The sequence below is a fragment of the Streptomyces sp. NPDC001903 genome (genome assembly GCF_042891345.1).
Taxonomy (GTDB): Bacteria; Actinomycetota; Actinomycetes; order Streptomycetales; family Streptomycetaceae; genus Streptomyces.
Genome location: NZ_JBIASZ010000011.1, coordinates 132,388 through 146,998 on the forward strand (window position 1 = coordinate 132,388; position 14,611 = coordinate 146,998).

General features: G+C 71.8%; 13 protein-coding genes. 5 read left to right on the forward strand and 8 right to left on the reverse strand.

The genetic code is table 11. The features are described from left to right. The first annotated feature begins 662 nt into the window (after positions 1 to 662). The 3 genes from ACFYZS_RS24260 (at position 663) to ACFYZS_RS24270 (ending at position 4,003) form a co-directional block, all read left to right on the forward strand. Positions 663 to 1,775 (forward strand): bifunctional DNA primase/polymerase, encoded by a 1,113-nt coding sequence (locus tag ACFYZS_RS24260; protein ID WP_389016199.1) that lies wholly within the window; start codon positions 663 to 665, stop codon positions 1,773 to 1,775. Further along, complete coding sequence (locus ACFYZS_RS24265; RefSeq protein WP_389016201.1) at positions 1,772 to 3,442, forward strand: phage/plasmid primase, P4 family; 1,671 nt, start codon at positions 1,772 to 1,774, stop codon at positions 3,440 to 3,442. The genes ACFYZS_RS24260 and ACFYZS_RS24265 overlap by 4 nt, the downstream gene beginning before the upstream one ends. Positions 3,443 to 3,625: 183 nt before the next feature. Then, positions 3,626 to 4,003 (forward strand): DUF6009 family protein, encoded by a 378-nt coding sequence (locus ACFYZS_RS24270; protein WP_030872546.1) that lies wholly within the window; start codon positions 3,626 to 3,628, stop codon positions 4,001 to 4,003. Between the two features lie 131 nt (positions 4,004 to 4,134). Here ACFYZS_RS24270 and ACFYZS_RS24275 read toward each other — a convergent pair whose 3' ends face one another. The 7 genes from ACFYZS_RS24275 to ACFYZS_RS24305 form a co-directional block, all read right to left on the reverse strand. Next, the gene (locus tag ACFYZS_RS24275) at positions 4,135 to 4,881 is read right to left on the reverse strand and encodes a VOC family protein (protein ID WP_389016204.1); all 747 of its coding nucleotides are present in this window, start codon (positions 4,879 to 4,881) and stop codon (positions 4,135 to 4,137) included. 48 nt (positions 4,882 to 4,929) lie between these two features. Beyond that, positions 4,930 to 5,484, reverse strand: a complete 555-nt coding sequence (gene tpg / locus ACFYZS_RS24280) for a telomere-protecting terminal protein Tpg (RefSeq protein ID WP_389016207.1) — start codon at positions 5,482 to 5,484, stop codon at positions 4,930 to 4,932. Positions 5,485 to 5,490: 6 nt separating this feature from the next. After that, complete coding sequence (gene tap, locus ACFYZS_RS24285) at positions 5,491 to 7,731, reverse strand: telomere-associated protein Tap (protein WP_389016210.1); 2,241 nt, start codon at positions 7,729 to 7,731, stop codon at positions 5,491 to 5,493. Between the two features lie 136 nt (positions 7,732 to 7,867). Continuing rightward, entirely contained in the window at positions 7,868 to 8,890 is a 1,023-nt protein-coding gene (locus ACFYZS_RS24290; protein WP_389016213.1) for a ParB/RepB/Spo0J family partition protein, read from the reverse strand. Beyond that, positions 8,887 to 10,155, reverse strand: a complete 1,269-nt coding sequence (locus ACFYZS_RS24295) for a ParA family protein (RefSeq protein WP_389016216.1) — start codon at positions 10,153 to 10,155, stop codon at positions 8,887 to 8,889. The genes ACFYZS_RS24290 and ACFYZS_RS24295 overlap by 4 nt, the downstream gene beginning before the upstream one ends. A gap of 191 nt (positions 10,156 to 10,346) precedes the next feature. Beyond that, on the reverse strand, positions 10,347 to 11,024 hold the full coding sequence (locus tag ACFYZS_RS24300; protein ID WP_389016219.1) for a ScbR family autoregulator-binding transcription factor: 678 nt from the start codon (positions 11,022 to 11,024) through the stop codon (positions 10,347 to 10,349). Positions 11,025 to 11,196: 172 nt separating this feature from the next. Beyond that, positions 11,197 to 11,655 (reverse strand): carboxymuconolactone decarboxylase family protein, encoded by a 459-nt coding sequence (locus ACFYZS_RS24305; RefSeq protein WP_389016223.1) that lies wholly within the window; start codon positions 11,653 to 11,655, stop codon positions 11,197 to 11,199. A gap of 215 nt (positions 11,656 to 11,870) precedes the next feature. On the opposite strand from ACFYZS_RS24305, the gene ACFYZS_RS24310 reads away from it, so the two are divergent. Both ACFYZS_RS24310 and ACFYZS_RS24315 read left to right on the forward strand, forming a co-directional pair. Beyond that, complete coding sequence (locus ACFYZS_RS24310; protein WP_389016226.1) at positions 11,871 to 13,172, forward strand: cation:proton antiporter; 1,302 nt, start codon at positions 11,871 to 11,873, stop codon at positions 13,170 to 13,172. Positions 13,173 to 13,374: 202 nt separating this feature from the next. Then, positions 13,375 to 13,881, forward strand: a complete 507-nt coding sequence (locus ACFYZS_RS24315) for a DinB family protein (RefSeq protein WP_389016229.1) — start codon at positions 13,375 to 13,377, stop codon at positions 13,879 to 13,881. 12 nt (positions 13,882 to 13,893) lie between these two features. On the opposite strand, the gene ACFYZS_RS24320 is transcribed toward ACFYZS_RS24315, so the two are convergent. Next, positions 13,894 to 14,448, reverse strand: a complete 555-nt coding sequence (locus ACFYZS_RS24320; protein WP_389016232.1) for a flavoprotein — start codon at positions 14,446 to 14,448, stop codon at positions 13,894 to 13,896. Positions 14,449 to 14,611 lie beyond the last annotated feature (163 nt).

The following is a 14,611-nucleotide window of genomic DNA, read 5'->3' on the forward strand; positions in this document are numbered from 1 at the left end:
CTTCGGTCCCTGTCCCTTCAGTCACTGCCTAAACCTGCAGGTCAGGGGGCTGGGGCCGGCGGTCCAGGGACTGAAGGGACCCAACTATCCAGTTATGAGCCAGATATGAACTACCAGGCTTCTTATATGCCTGCGCGCATACACGCACGCACATAAAGAGCGGAAGTAGTGATTCTGAGTCCCTTCAGTCCCTGAGTCCCTGGGCACACCGCTCTGACCTGCGTGTTTCCCGAGGGACTGAAAAGGGAGGGACTGAACGAGGGTCCGAGTGGTTCAGTACCTGTCTCGGGACCTGCCCCCTGGGGGGCCTCCGTCGGCACACGGGTCCGGCGTCGTGCTCGAGGACTGCTGGAGCCGCCGTTCGGGAGCCGGTGGGCCGGTCGCGACACGCCCGGGGTGGCAGCCAATTCGAAGACGGAACTTTTCCGGACGAACCAGGGTAGAACTTCAGGGACTGAGGGACTGAAGGGACTGAATTCTCGATATGGCGGTGCCTGGCGCCCGAGCCCCCGCAGTCCCTGCGGTAATCTCCGCGATAGTGAATCTTCAGTCCCTCTGGTCCCTGAGGCGCAGGTCAGCCAGCCTGTACGTCAGGGACCGGGTCCGGGGACACGAACAACCGTGCCCGAAGCCGCCCCCGACACCGTGTCAAGGAAGAGCCAGTGCTGGTCCATCCCGAGAACCCGCGCCGCGGCGTGACCGGCGGGACGGCGCTGGACGTGGCGACCTGGCTGGCTTCACGGGGCTACCCGGTGCACCCCCTGACCCCCGGGACCAAGACGCCCGCCGCGAACTGCCGTGAGTGCACGGGCCGTCGCCACTCCCCCGAGGCGTGCCCCTGCCACGGGGAAGGCCGTTGGTGCCACGGGTTCCACGCGGCCACCACCGACCTGGACACCCTGCGCGAATGGTGGCGCAGGGAGCCGGAGTTCGGCATCGGCGTGGCCTGCGGTGCGGCCGGGCTCGTCGTCATCGACGTGGACGCCCACACCGCGGAGCTGCCCGACCGGCAGCGGCTGCTGCCCGGCATCCCCATCGACGACCGCGTCGACCTGACCGGACTGCGGAGCGGATTCGACACCCTGGCGCTGCTGGCCGCCCACCGCTCCCGGCCCGACCCCTGCGAGGACGCCTCGACCCTGCGGGTCCGTACGCCGTCCGGGGGGATGCACATCTGGTACCGGGCGCCCAAGGGCGGCCCGAGGCTGCGGTGTTCCAGCGGGTCGAGCTCCAGGGTCGCGCTCGCCTGGCAGGTCGACGTACGGGCCGAGGGGGGCTACATCGTGGCTCCGACGACGCGTACGGCCGCCGGTGTCTACGAGGCGTTGCCGGGAGCCAGGCTGCCCGCCCCGCTGCCGCTGTGGCTGGCCGCCGAGCTCGTCCGTACGGGACACGCGGACTCCCCCGCGCCCACTCCCGCGTCCGCCGCGCCCTCCCCCGGCCCTTCTGCCGCCCCCGCAGCCGCGTCCGGGCTCCCCCTGCGCGGCGGTCGACAGGAGGCCGGGAGAAGGCTGCTGAGGGGCCTTCTGGAGGAAGTCGGCTCCTGCGGGGCGAGCCCGTCCGGAACGGCCTTCAGCGAGAAGCTCAACCGCGCGGCCTTCACGGCGGGCGGGCTCGTCGCGGGCGGCCATCTCGACGCGGCCGAGGGCCGCCTGCTCCTGCTCGAAGCGGCGGACCGGGCCAGACCCCGCCAGTCGCGCCGCAACGTCCTCATCGTCGAGTCAGGGCTGCGCGCCGGAGGCGATCGGCCGATCCACCCCAAGGAACGCACATGAGCAGCGCCAAGAGCACGGGGTTCAACGCCCAGGCGGCGGCGGAACAGCTCGCCGCGTTCACGGCCGAGGTGGCGGTGGACCCGGGGGCGCCCGGCGAGCCCGCCGCCGCGCCCGACGGGTCGCCGGCCTCCGCCGCGTTCGCCACCGCGGCGGTGCGCGGCCGGCGCCGGCTGCCCGCCCAGCAGAACGCGGCCCCGGTCCACACCGGGGCGGGCGCCGCCGACTTCATCCAGACCGGCCTCCTGCACAACCTCAGCGACCGCGGCAACGCCAAGCTGTTCGCGCACCTGCACCACGACCGGTTCCGGCACGTCGAGGGGCTCGGCTGGTACGTCTGGGACGAGTACCGCTGGAAGCGCACCGGCGGCGAGAAGGCCGCCATCTGGGCCGCGGGCGACATGGCGGAGGAACTGCCCCTCCACGACCCGCGCGGCTTCTTCACCGACCGGGAGCTGTCCCAGCACCGCAAGCGCGCGATGTCCACCTCGGGCGTCAAGGCCATGCTCACCCAGGCGAAGGCCTCCCCCGAACTGGCCCTGGACCCCGACACCCTGGACGGGGACAAGTACGCCCTGTGCACCCCGGCGGGCGTCGTGGACCTGCGCACGGGCGACCTGCACAAGCCCGACCCCACGCGGGACCTGCACTCGCGCGCCACCCACCTGGCGCCCGAGGCGATGCCGACGCCCCGGTTCCACCGCTTCCTCGACGAGACCTTCGGGGACGACGAGAAGGGGCAGGAGATGATCAACTTTCTCCATCTCCTGCTCGGCTACTCCATCACCGGCGACGTCGGCGGGCAGGTCCTGCCCTTCCTCTACGGCGTCGGCGCGAACGGCAAGTCCGCCCTCCTCGACGTCGTCATCAAGATCCTCGGGGACTACGCGGACGTGGCGCCGCCCGGCTTCCTGATGGAGCGCGGCAAGTTCAACGAGCACTCCACCGAGCTGACCGAGCTGCACGGCCGGCGCCTGTTCGTCTGCAGCGAGCTCAAGCCGCACGACAAGTTCGACGAGGCCCGGGTCAAACTGCTGACCGGTGGTGACCGGCTCAAGGCCCGGCGGATGCGGCAGGACTTCTTCAGCTTCGAGCCCACCCACAAGCTCTGGCTGCTCGGCAACCACCGTCCCGAGGTCGGCACCGGCGGACATGCGTTCTGGCGCCGCATCCGGCTCATCCCGTTCGAGAAGGTCGTCCCCGACCACCGCAAGATCGACAACCTGGCGGAGACGCTCGTACAGGAGGAGGGGCCCGGCATCCTGCACTGGATGATCCAGGGGGCCAAGGCCTATCTCGCCACCAAGCCGGCCCTGACGGGTCCGAGCGTCGTGCGCAGCGCCACGCAGGCGTACGCGACGACCGAGGACCACATCGGACGGTTCCTCGGCGAGTGCTGCACCACGGGCGGGGCCGACCTGCCCGATCCCCGGGACCTCAAGGTCGAGCAGGGCGCCCTGTACCGGGCGTACAGTGCCTGGTGCCTCGACGGCGAGGGGCTGCGGCCCGCGACCACGCGCGCGTTCGCGACACGCATCCGCGCCGAGGTCGGCGTCGCCTCGCCGAACGAGATGCTCCGCTCGAACGGGCAGAAGTTCTACCCGGGGCTGGCTCTCCTGGCCGACGAGGAGCAGACTCCGCGCGAGGCGAACAGGGCAACCACGACGTGATCGGACCAAGGGTGATGCCGCCCCGGGGTGGGCACGCCTACGATGGACAAGGACGATGAACAGACCCACCACCCGGCAGCGGCCCGCAGGGCCCTGCTGCATACCGGCATCGGCGCCGCCGCCCGCGGCGTGGAGGGACCAGGGGCCCCACCGGGCCCATGTGATCGAGGAGGGACCCAGGCCATGAGCTCGCTACTGACATCAAGCGATCTCGCCCACGAGGACAAAGTGGTGTGGCTGGAGGACCCCGAAGAGCTCGACTACGTGCGCCAGGCCCTGGACAAAACGCCCCGCCGCCGGGGGAAGCCGCGCTACCACCGTGACGGGCGCATGATCGGCTTCACGGAGCTCGGCGACACCGCCGAGGCGGACCCGGACAGCGGCCTGCAGAAGCGGCGCGTCTTCTACCTGCTGCCGCACGACCGGGACGCTGAGCCGCACGGCCTGTACCGGGAGGGCGCGCCGGGCGAGGCCGTCGATCCCCGGACGATCGGGCCGCGGCAGGTGGGCAGGAAGACCGAGCGCTCGCAGCGGGGTCTGTCGGCGCCCACGGTCGCGTGATCCCGGGCGCCTGATCTCGGGCGCCCGGCGTGGCGGACTGCCGGTCTCCGTTTCTTGTTCGTGATTCCGTTTTTCAGTCCCTTGAGTCCCTCCGGTCCCTGTTCGGTCCCTCTCCTGTCCCCCGTTCCGCGTCAGGACGGCGCGAGGACGCAGAGCTCGTGGCCTTCCGGATCGGCCAGGCACGTCCACGGGACCTCGCCCTGGCCGAGGTCGAGATCGGTGGCGCCGAGCGACCGCAGCCGGGCCGCCTCCGACGCTTCGTCGTCGCCGGGGTACGGCAGCAGGTCGAGGTGCACGCGGTCCGGCACGGTCTTCACGCCGGGCGTGCGGATGAACTCGAGGTACGGTCCGACGCCCCGTGCGGAGCGCAGCACGGCCTGGTCGTCGGAGACCTCGTGCAGGGTCCAGTCGATCGCCCCGTCCCAGAACCGGGCCATGGCACGGGGATCCGCGCAGTCGACGACCACCGCGGCGATCGGCCCGGTGTCCCGGTAGACCTCCCGGGGCTCCAGCACGCAGAACTCGTTGCCCTCGGGGTCGGCGAGGACCGTCCACGGTACGTCGCCCTGGCCCACGTCGGCGGGCGTCGCACCGAGGGACCGAAGGCGCGCGACCAGCTCCGCCTGGTGGGCCGCGGAGGTGGTCGCGAGATCGAGGTGCACCCGGTTCTTCGTCGCCGTCTTGGGTTCCGGGACGGCGACGACGTCGATGCCGACGGCGACCGGGTCGGGCCAGACGAAGGGGCCGGCGGGTCCGACGTAGGTGGTCACGCCGGGCGTCCCGGCGGAGGCGGTCCAGCCGAGCGCCTGCGCCCAGAACCGGCCGACCGCCGAGTCGTCGAGCGCCTTGATGTTCACCTGGACAGGTCGTAGTGCCATGTCGGGCTCGGTCCCTTCAGACCCTGTGGGCGTCGGTCGCGTGCGTCCTCAGAACGCGAAGTCGACGTAGTCGATGTCGGTGAACTCCACCAGCAGGCCGCCGGCGCGGGCGCCGTTGTCCTTGAAGTAGATCTCCTGGAGGCCCTCCGCCGCGATGGCGCGCAGCCGGGCCTCGCCGGCGCCGGCCTCCTGGGCGGCGAAGAGTCGGTCCGCGTACTCCGGGGGCAGGTGCTGGGTGATGCGGCGCATGCGGCCGTCGTCGGTGGTGCCGGGGGCGGCGGTGAAGCCGAAGCGCGCGCGGGTCTCGATGACGAGGCCGGTCGTCCGCGCGGCCTTCGTCCGGGCGCGCTTGCGCACCAGGGGCTGCCAGCGGCGGCGTACCTCGGCCTCCAGGCGGGCGGCGAGGGCGGGCTTCGGCTGCTTGAGCCGGTCCTTGACGTAGCGCTCGACCGTGCGCTGGGAGATGTCGAGCAGGCGCGCCGCCTCGCGGGTGGACTTGAGCTGTTTGACGAGGAAACGCATCTGGGCACCCGCCGACTTGGGGACGGGGCGGGTGAAGTGCTGCTCGTCGGCGCGGGTGAGGCCGTCGTCGATCTCGGGCATGTCCGGCTACTCTCCGTCGGCCGCGGCGTCGTGGCCCTTGATGTGGCGGGCGGGGTTGAGTCCCTGGTCGAGCATCTCGACGGCCCACAGGAGGGGCTGGGTGCCCTCGTGCTTGACCATGCCGGGGCTGACTCCGAGGCGGAAGCCGCCGGGGAGCGGCTTTCCCTCGGGGGTGCGGGGGAGGAAGTCGAGGGGGCCGGGGCCGTCGGAGAGGTACACCGCGCAGTCGGAGAGGACGGCGATGGGGTGGAGTCCGGCGTCGGCGAGCCTGGCCATCTTGCGGTGCATGTTGACGCGGGCCGTGGAGATCACGGCGGCGCGGATGTCGGGGCGCCAGGTGGGGCGTTCGAGGGCGGGCCAGGGTTCGCCCGGGCGGTACGCGGCGCCCTGGGGGCGTTCGCGGAGCTTGCCGATGCCGCCCTTGACGGTGGACTTGATGGCGGAGAGGACCGGCTTCAGGACGGGGTCGGGGCGCTCCTGGAGCTCGGCCATCGCCGCGAGGAACTCGGGCTCGGGGAGCGCGGAGGTGACGCCGAGGTCCGCCATGGTGGCCACGTACGCGTCGCGCAGGCGGGTGTACCAGGCGTCGAGGTACGGGCCGTGCTCCGGGCGGAGCCAGGCCTCGGCGGGGTCGACGGGGTGGCCGAGCTCCTGCGCGTAGGCGAGGGTCGGCGTCGCGTACCAGGCGGGGCCGGTGGGCGGCCTGCCGGTGGGGGTGAAGGGGCTGGGGAGGCGCGGGTCGAGTGCGAGGGAGGAGAGGTCCGCGAGCCAGCAGCCGGGGATCTTCGGGTCGAAGCGGGGGCCCCGGGTGTGGACGGCGGGGCCGATGCCGACGGGGAGGCGGTTGGCCGCCGCGGCGAAGGCCATGTTCACGTCGATGCCGACGGCGTGGGTGCGCATGCACTCGGCGTCGGTGAGGAGCTGCGGGTCGCGGATCCAGTCGTATGCCTCCTCGTCGAGGACCTGGTCCGGAGTGCGCTGGTGGGAGCGGGGGTACAGGGCGGCGACGACGGGGTGCTCGTCGGGGGCCTCGGGCGGGGCCGGGTCGACGGCCCGGGTGAGGGAGCCGGCGACGGGTGCCGACTCCCAGGTGTTGGTCTCGGGGTTGCGGGCGGCGCGGGTGGGCGGGCGCAGGGCCGTCATGAGCTCGAGGCCGGAGACGGCGGTGGAGCCGCGGGGGGTGAGCACGCGGGTGGCGTACGTGGTCAGCAGCGCGGCGAGTTCCGGGGCGGGGAGTTCGGCGGTGTGCTCGCCCCAGGCGCGGGCGTCGAGGGCGCCCCAGGGGAGGACCGCGAGCTGTACGCACTGGCGGCCGGTGGTGGGGGTGGCGGGGCGGTAGATGCGGGGCCAGGGACCGAAGCCGCGGCGGGTGAGCTGCCACTTGGTCTTGGCGAGGAGTTTGAGGGTGGGGTGGCCGTCGGGGAGGCGGAGGGTGCGGCGGTCCTCGAGGGTGGGGGGCAGGCCCAGCGCCTCGGCGGCGGCGGGGGTGAGGACGAGGAGGGGATCGCCGTCCTTGCCGTTGCGGTGGAGGCGGGGGGAGCGGAGATCGGCGTCGGGGCCGAGGGCCCAGGCGATGAGGGTGGGGAGGTCGGTACGGGCCTTGGGGGGGAGGGGGAGGAGGAGGCCGTGGGCGGCGTGGGCCTTGTCGGTGCCGTCGAGGACGACGAGGGGGCCGTTCCCTTCCAGGGGGGTGGGCCGGGGGGTCGGTGGGGGAGTGGCCTGGGTGGGCCGGCGCCGGGTGGGGGGCGTAACGGCGTCAACGGCGTTAACGGCGTTAACGGTGGGCGGGGCAGAGGCCGGGGCCGGGGTATTAACGGCGTTAACGGTGGGCGGGGCAGAGGCCGGGGCCGGGGTATTAACGGCGTTAACGGTCGGAGGGGCAGAGGCCGGGGCCGGAGCGGGGGTCGGGGCCGCGGCCGGGGTATTAACGGCGTTAACGGTTGGCGGGGCAGAGGCCGGGGCCGGGGTGTTAACGGCGTTAACGCCGTTGACGGGGTGGAGGCCGGAGAGGCCTTCCAGGAGGCGGGCGTAGGCGGCGCGCTTGGGAGCACGGGGGGCCGTACGGCCGGTCTCCCAGGACGTGACCGTTTCGCGGCGGACGGAGAGTGCCTTGGCGATCTGGTCCTGACTCAGGCCCGCGGCTTCGCGCAGGCGCTTGCGCTCGTCCGGGTGCGGGAGCGGGTCCTGGGCGGCTTCCTCGAGCAGCGCGTCGACCGCTGCGAAGAGGCTCTCTTGTTCGTCGGGCATCGGTACTTACCTCCGTGTGCAGCCTAGGTGAACCGCACGGCTGAACGCACATGAAGCGCACGTGGGGGCGCTGACAGCGTCAACGGCGTTAACGGCGTTAACGCCCCCTGCGTGGGTGGGGCTCCGGACGCCCGGCTCAGAGGCGCTGCATCAGGAGCTCGGTGACGGCCTTCAGGTCGTCCGGGGTGAGGTGTGCCGTCAGGCCGTCCGCGATCGTTTCCGGGGAGTCCGTCGCGATCGTGATCCGGGGGGCGGCGGGCGTCGCGGCCGGAGCGTTAACGGCGTTAACGGTCGAAGGCGCCGGGGTCGGAGCCGGGGTCGGAGCCGGGGTCGGAGCCGGGGTCGGAGCCGGAGCCGGAGCCGGGGTCGGAGCCGGAGCGGGAGCCGGAGCGTTAACGGCGTTAACGCCGTTAACGGTCGGCGGGGGAGTGTGCGAGCGCTGGCGCGGCGGGTTGGGGGTGTTCAGGGTCTCGTCCGCGGCCGCCTCCTGCCGCTCCTGGGGGAGCCGCCCGATCCTGCGGGCCGGTTCGACCTTGAGCTCTCCCGTGTCGACCTTCTCCTGGAGTGCCGGGGTCAGGTTCAGGAGGGTCAGGCGCTGGGAGACCCAGGCCGCAGTCTTGCCCAGCCGCTTCGCGACCTGGGCCTGGGAGCCGTGGACGTCGACGAGCTCCTGGAGCGCCCGCGCCTGGTCCATGGGGGCCACGTCCACGCGGTGGACGTTGGCGATCAGGGCCGACTCCAGGATGTCCGCCGCGGAGGCGGACAGGGCGTCGTTCACATGGATGTGCATGGTCTTCAGGCCGGCGAGCTGGGCCGCCGCCAGACGGCGGTTGCCGTCGATGACCACGTACGGGGCCCGGCCCAAGCCGTCGGTCTGGCCCGGGTGGGCCTCCATGAAGGCCATGCGGGTGGCGACCGCGAGGGGCTGGAGCTGGCCGCGCGAGAGGAGGGACTGGGCCAGCTCGTCGAGCTCGGTGAGGTCCTCGCGGAGGTTGAACGGGTTGTGGGCCAGTGCCTCGATGGGGACCTCGGACGGCGCGACCATGCCGGAGGTGGGAGCTCCGGTGGCCTCCGCGATCGCCGCGCGGCGGGGGCTGACGCTGACCGGCTGGGCCCGGGCGAAGGACGCCGAGACTCCGAGTTTGTCGGCCTTGCTCATGAGATCTCCCTGGCGAGGGCGCGCAGCGCGATGGCCTGGTCGCCCTTGGGTGAGTAGACGAACAGCGGCTGCTTCACGCGGACGGCTTCGCGCTGTTCCTTGAGGTCGGGCACGATCGCCACGACACGCGGATCCTTTATGTCCATCCAGGCCTGCAGCGAGGAGGTCGCGATGTAGCCGCGGCGGCCGTCGTAGAGGTTGACGACGAGGCCGAGGTAGTCGATGTCGAGGCTGAGGTCGTCGCGCAGGTCGTTGATCTGGGAGGTGAGGAGGTCGTACGCGTCGGCCGACGAGTCCTCCGCCTGTACGACGATCAGCGCGCCCGAGGCGCCGGGCTGCTCGGTGTCGCGGCGGCGACCGTAGTAGATGGCGGCGTCCATGCTGAGGCCGAGGCTCGGCGGACAGTCGATGAGGATGACGTCGTACTCGGACTCGACGGGGGCCAGGGCGCGTTCGAGGGCGGCCTCGCGGGCGCGGACGGTGGAGAGGCGGACGTCGAGGAGGAAGGCGTCCGTGCAGGCGGGCAGGAGGTGGAGGCGGTTGCCGAAGCGCTGGTCCGGGACGGGGACGATCAGATCGGCGAGGGGGCCCTTCGCCTCGCCGGCCATGTGGCAGGTGAGGCTGTCGCCGCCGATGGGCAGCGGCTGCTGGCCGAGCTGCTTGGTGAGGTGGCCCTGGGGGTCGAAGTCGACCAGCAGGACCCGCATGCCGAGGCCGGGGAGGTCTTCGAGGTCGAGGGGGGTGGTCTCGGGGGGCTGGTGCCCGCGCTCCTCGCCGTCTTCGGCCGCCGAAACACGCGCCAGCTGGCGGGCGATGCGGACCGGGTGGAGGCTGCCCGGGTCCTCGGCGAGGGCCTCGGCCGTGCCGGCGGTGATGGCCGTCTTGCCGACACCGCCCTTCTGGTTGCACACGACGATGCGGCGGACGACGGAGGGCCGCTTGACCGTGGGCGCGGGGTTCATCTCCAGCCAGAGGCGGACCGCTTGGGCGAGGCCCTGGATGAGGGAGACGCCGCGGTCCTTGGAGTCGGCGCGGAAGGACTCCCACTGGCCGGAGGGCAGCCAGGTGGAGAACGATTCGGCGCCCGAGGTGTCGACGGGGGAGGGGGCGGAGGCGAGGGAGCTCCAGTGGGCGATTCCCTGGTGGACGGCGTCCTGGATGTCCACCCGCAGCTGTGCGGTGCGGATTTTCAACTCCTGGCGGAGCCACGGGGGGAGCTTGGAGACGACCTTCTCTCGGTCGCTCTGAGTCGAGGGCGAAGTCATGAGAGGGACTTTACTAACGTTCGCTGGCCGATGTGCGCGCCACGCTTGGGTTTTGCTAACGAAATGGTCCGTCGTTGCCCGTGAGGGAGGGACAACAGGCTCCGGGTACGCAACAGGGCGGCCTCGCACACGCCGTAGCGAGCACCCCCGTGGTTCACCACGGCGTGTGCGAGGCCGCCCTGGATACGTCGTCAGCCGACCGGTACCGCCTGGGGTTCCGGGGTGGTGGTCAGCCCGAGCTCGGCCCGGCACTCGGGCGAGCCGGCCGGGTCGAAGCGGGGCATGCGGCCTGCGGGGACGATGCCGGGGAGGAGGAAGTTCCACAGGTCGATGACGCGGGTGTGCAGGTCCTCGCGGCCGGTGCGGACGTGCGAGGTGACCTGGATCCCGGTGAACGAGCCGACGAGGAGCGTCGAGAGGTCGTACAGGTCGAGCGTCGGGAAGACGTCGCCGCGGTCCTGAGCCGGCTTCAGGCAGCCGAAGGCGGTGTCGATCCAGGTGTTGTACGGGGTGGGGTCCGGGTTGGTGAAGGAGCCGAACTCGATGACGAGGCGGATGGCGGCGCGGATGCGGACGTTGGAGCGCAGTCCGTACGCCATCTGGTGCGTCAGGTCGATGACCGTCTGGAGGCCGGGCTCCTCGATGGCGGGGACGCCTTCGGAGATCTGGAACTGCTCGTCCATCAGGGTGCGGGCGAGGGCTTCCTTGGACTGGAAGTGGAAGTACAGGGCGCCCTTGGTCACTCCGGCGTGCTTGACCACGTCGCTGAGGCTGGCGGCGCCGAAGCCGAAGCGGTCGAAGGCGATGGCCGCGCCGTCGAGGATCGCTTGCCGGGTGATCTCGGCACGTTCCTGCCGGGCCCTTGCCATGTGTGGGTCTCCTGGTGCGTTGCCGCTTGCCGCTGCTGTAGCTCGTACAAGGTTCAATCTAGTCGTGCGGAACCAAAGAAAACCAGTCGACAAGTACTTTTAGCCGGCGCGCGACTGACGGTTCGTCGGAGTTGGCCCCGTTAACGGCGTTAACGCCGTCAACGGGGTCCGGTCAGGACCAGGGGGTGCCGGCCTGCTGGCGGGTGGCCACGTTGATGCGGTTCCAGACGTTGACCGTGGCGATGGAGAGGATCAGGGCGCCGAGCTGCTGCTCGTCGTAGTGCTTGGCCGCCTCTTCGTAGACCTCGTCCGGGACGGGGTCACTGCGGTCCGCGACGCGGGTCACGGCCTCCGCCAGGGCGAGGGCGGCGCGCTCGGCGTCCGTGAAGTACGGGGTGTCGCGCCAGCCGGCGACCGCGAAGAGGCGCTCGTCCGTCTCGCCGAGCTTCTTCGCGATCTTGGGGTGCATGTCGAGGCACACGCCGCACGCGTTGATCTGGCTGGCGCGGAGGTGGACGAGTTCGAGGGTCCGCTCGCTGATCCCGGTGGCGGCGACCGCCTTGCCGATGGCCGACAGGCCGGCCATGGCGCCGGGGACGACGAGGGCGGGGTTTCCCATGCGTGCAGTCATTGTGGTCTCCCGTGTGGGTTCGCTCGGTGCGGTGCTTCCGGTCCGTTGCTTCACTGCACTGACGGAGCGGACGGCGGGAGTGTGACCGGTTCGGGGATTTTTCCTTCCGGCGGGCCTCGACGGCGTTAACGGCGTTAACGGCGTTAACGGTCGGACCCCCGGAAGTGTGGGGCGGTTCGTTGCCGGGGCGGGGGGATCGGCGGAAGCCTGTGGTGGTGGGAGCGTCACGTGATCCGCTCGAAGCCGTGCTGGTGGCCGTACCCGTCGTCGTTCTCGCGTGCGGCGTGGCCGCCGCCGTGATGCGCAGGCTCGGGCAGACGGCCGTGGTCGGGGAGATCCTGGTGGGGATCCTGCTCGGTCCCTCGCTGCTCGGGTGGCTCTGGCCGGCCGGGAGCCGGTGGCTGCTGCCGGGCGAGGTCCTTCCGTACCTGGGGGTACTGGGGAACCTGGGGCTGCTGGTCTTCATGTTCCTCGTCGGCCTGGAGCTCGACCCCGGGTTGCTGCGGGGGCGGGGGCGGGCCGTGATGGTGGTGAGCCAGGCGAGTGTGTGGATCCCGCTGGGGCTCGGGAGCCTGCTGGCGCTGGCGATGTACGGGCCCCTCGCCCCGCAGGGGGTCGGGCGGCCCGAGTTCGTGTTGTTCGTGGCCGTCGCGATGAGCGTGACCGCCTTCCCGGTACTGGCGCGGATCCTGAAGGACCAGGGGCTGTACGGGACGCCGGTGGGGGCGCTGGCGATGGCGTGTGCGGCGGTGGCCGACGTGGTGGCGTGGTGCCTGCTGGCGTTGGTGGTGGCCATGGCTCAGCCGCCGGGGGGCGGGGGAGGGGGCGGGTGGGGCATCGCCGGCATGGGGGTGTTGGCCGGGCTGTTCCTGGCGGGGATGTGGTGGGGCGTCCGGCCGTTGCTCGCGTGGGCGGTGGAGAGGTGGGCTCCGGATGCGGAGTCCGGCGCCGGTGCGGTGGTCCTGTTGTGCAGTGGGCTCTGCCTGGCGGCGTACGCGACGAACGCGATGGGGGTGCACGCGCTGTTCGGGGCGTTCGTGTTCGGGGCGGTGGTGCCGAGGACGGCGGTGGTCGAGGCGGCGGCGGAGCGGATGCGGGCCTTCGCGGTACCGGTGCTGCTGCCGCTCTTCTTCGTGGGGAGCGGACTGAAGACGGACATGGGGCTGCTGGGCGGCGGCGCGGTGTGGCTGTGGGCGGTGGCGGTGCTTGCGGTCGCGGTCGCCGGGAAGTGGGGCGGCGGGGCGGGGGCCGCGCTGCTGGCGGGGCAGCCGGCGCGGGACGCGGTGACGCTGGGGGCGCTGATGAACTGCCGGGGGGTGACGGAGCTGGTGGTGCTGAACGTGGGGCTCGGGCTCGGGGTGATCGGGGCGGAGCTGTTCACGGCGCTGGTGCTGATGGCTTTGGTGACGACTGCGATGACCGGGCCGGTGGTACGGGTCCTGCTGGGGCAGGTACGGGGACGGGTACGGTCGCGGCAGCGGGAGGACAACGGCGCCGCCGTCGGCGTGCGGCGTTAACGGCGTTAACGGCGTTAACGCCGTTGAGGCATCGAGGGTCCCGCCGTCTCCGGGGACCTCCCGCCCTCGGCGGGGCGTCCGGCGTTAACGCCGTTAATGATCCACACGGATGAGCCCGAGGCGTTGATGGCGTTAACGGCGTTAACGGTCCGGGATGTGGAATGGGGGGCGCGGGCCGCCGTACGGCTGTGATCATCGGACGATGATCGACGAGCAGCGGACCCGGCCCGTGCTGGCGGGCGATGAGCGAGCCACCCTGACCAGCCTCCTCCAGCGGCAGCGGGACACCCTGATGATGAAGTGCGCCGGGCTGACCGACGAGCAGTTGCGCCGCAGGGCGGTCGCACCGTCCGGGCTGAGTCTGATCGGGCTGGTGCGGCACCTGGCGGAGGTCGAGCGGGGGTGGTTCCGTTGCGTCCTGAACGCCGAGGACGTACGCGGCTACTTTCCGAGGAACGCGGCCGGGGAGTGGACCGAGTTCCATGTCGAGGACGCGGACCCGGCGGAGGCGTTCAAGATCTGGGAGGACGCGTGTGCCCGGTCCCGGGCGATCGTGGACGCCGCCGAGTCGCTCGACGTGCAGGGACACCACGGTGATCAGGCGTATTCGCTGCACTACATCCTGGCCCACATGATCGAGGAGTACGCCCGGCACAACGGGCACGCGGACCTGCTGCGCGAGGCGATCGACGGGGCGACCGGGGAGTAGCCGGCGCCGGCTTCAGGGGGTGTGCTGGGTGGTCGCCGCGTCCAGGGCGGTGAGGGCCGCCGGCCAGGGGAAGTGGGGCGGGGCGTCGGGGCCGGCCGGGCCGGGGACGAATCCGCCCTCGCCGTAGAGGACGGTGACGCCTGCGCCGCGCAGGGTGGCCAGGGACTGGTCGAACTGCGGGTGGGCGGCGAGGGCCGCGTTCGTGCAGGGCATGGTGACGACGGGGGTGCCCTTGCCGATCGCCTCGGCGGCGACGCCGACCGCGAAGCGGTCGGTGAGGCCGAGGGCCCAGGCGTTGAGGGAGTTGAAGGTGGCCGGGGCGAAGAGCAGGGCGTCGGCGGCGGGCCACACGTCCGGCTCGCCGGGGAGTTTGTACTGCCACCGCACGGGGTGCCCGGTCAGGGCGGCCAGGCCGTCGAGGCTTCCGGCGACCCAGTGCGCGGCGGTGGGCGTGAGCCCGAGGCAGACGTCCCAGCCGCGGGACTGGGCGTCCTCGATCACATGGGCCACGTCGAAGACGGGCGGGGCGGCGGAGCAGAGCAGGTGGAGAGTCCTTGTGGGGGTCATACCGACATGTGATCACATTGCTTGATCTCGACCCTAGTTGAGGGACCCGGATCGGCCGGTTTGACCGAAGGGGTGTCCGTTTCCGGCCGACTTGGCATCGGGACATCTTCCAGGATTCCTGCGGTGCAGCGATGAGTTTCGGGGCCGGGCCGGGTCCAACCTT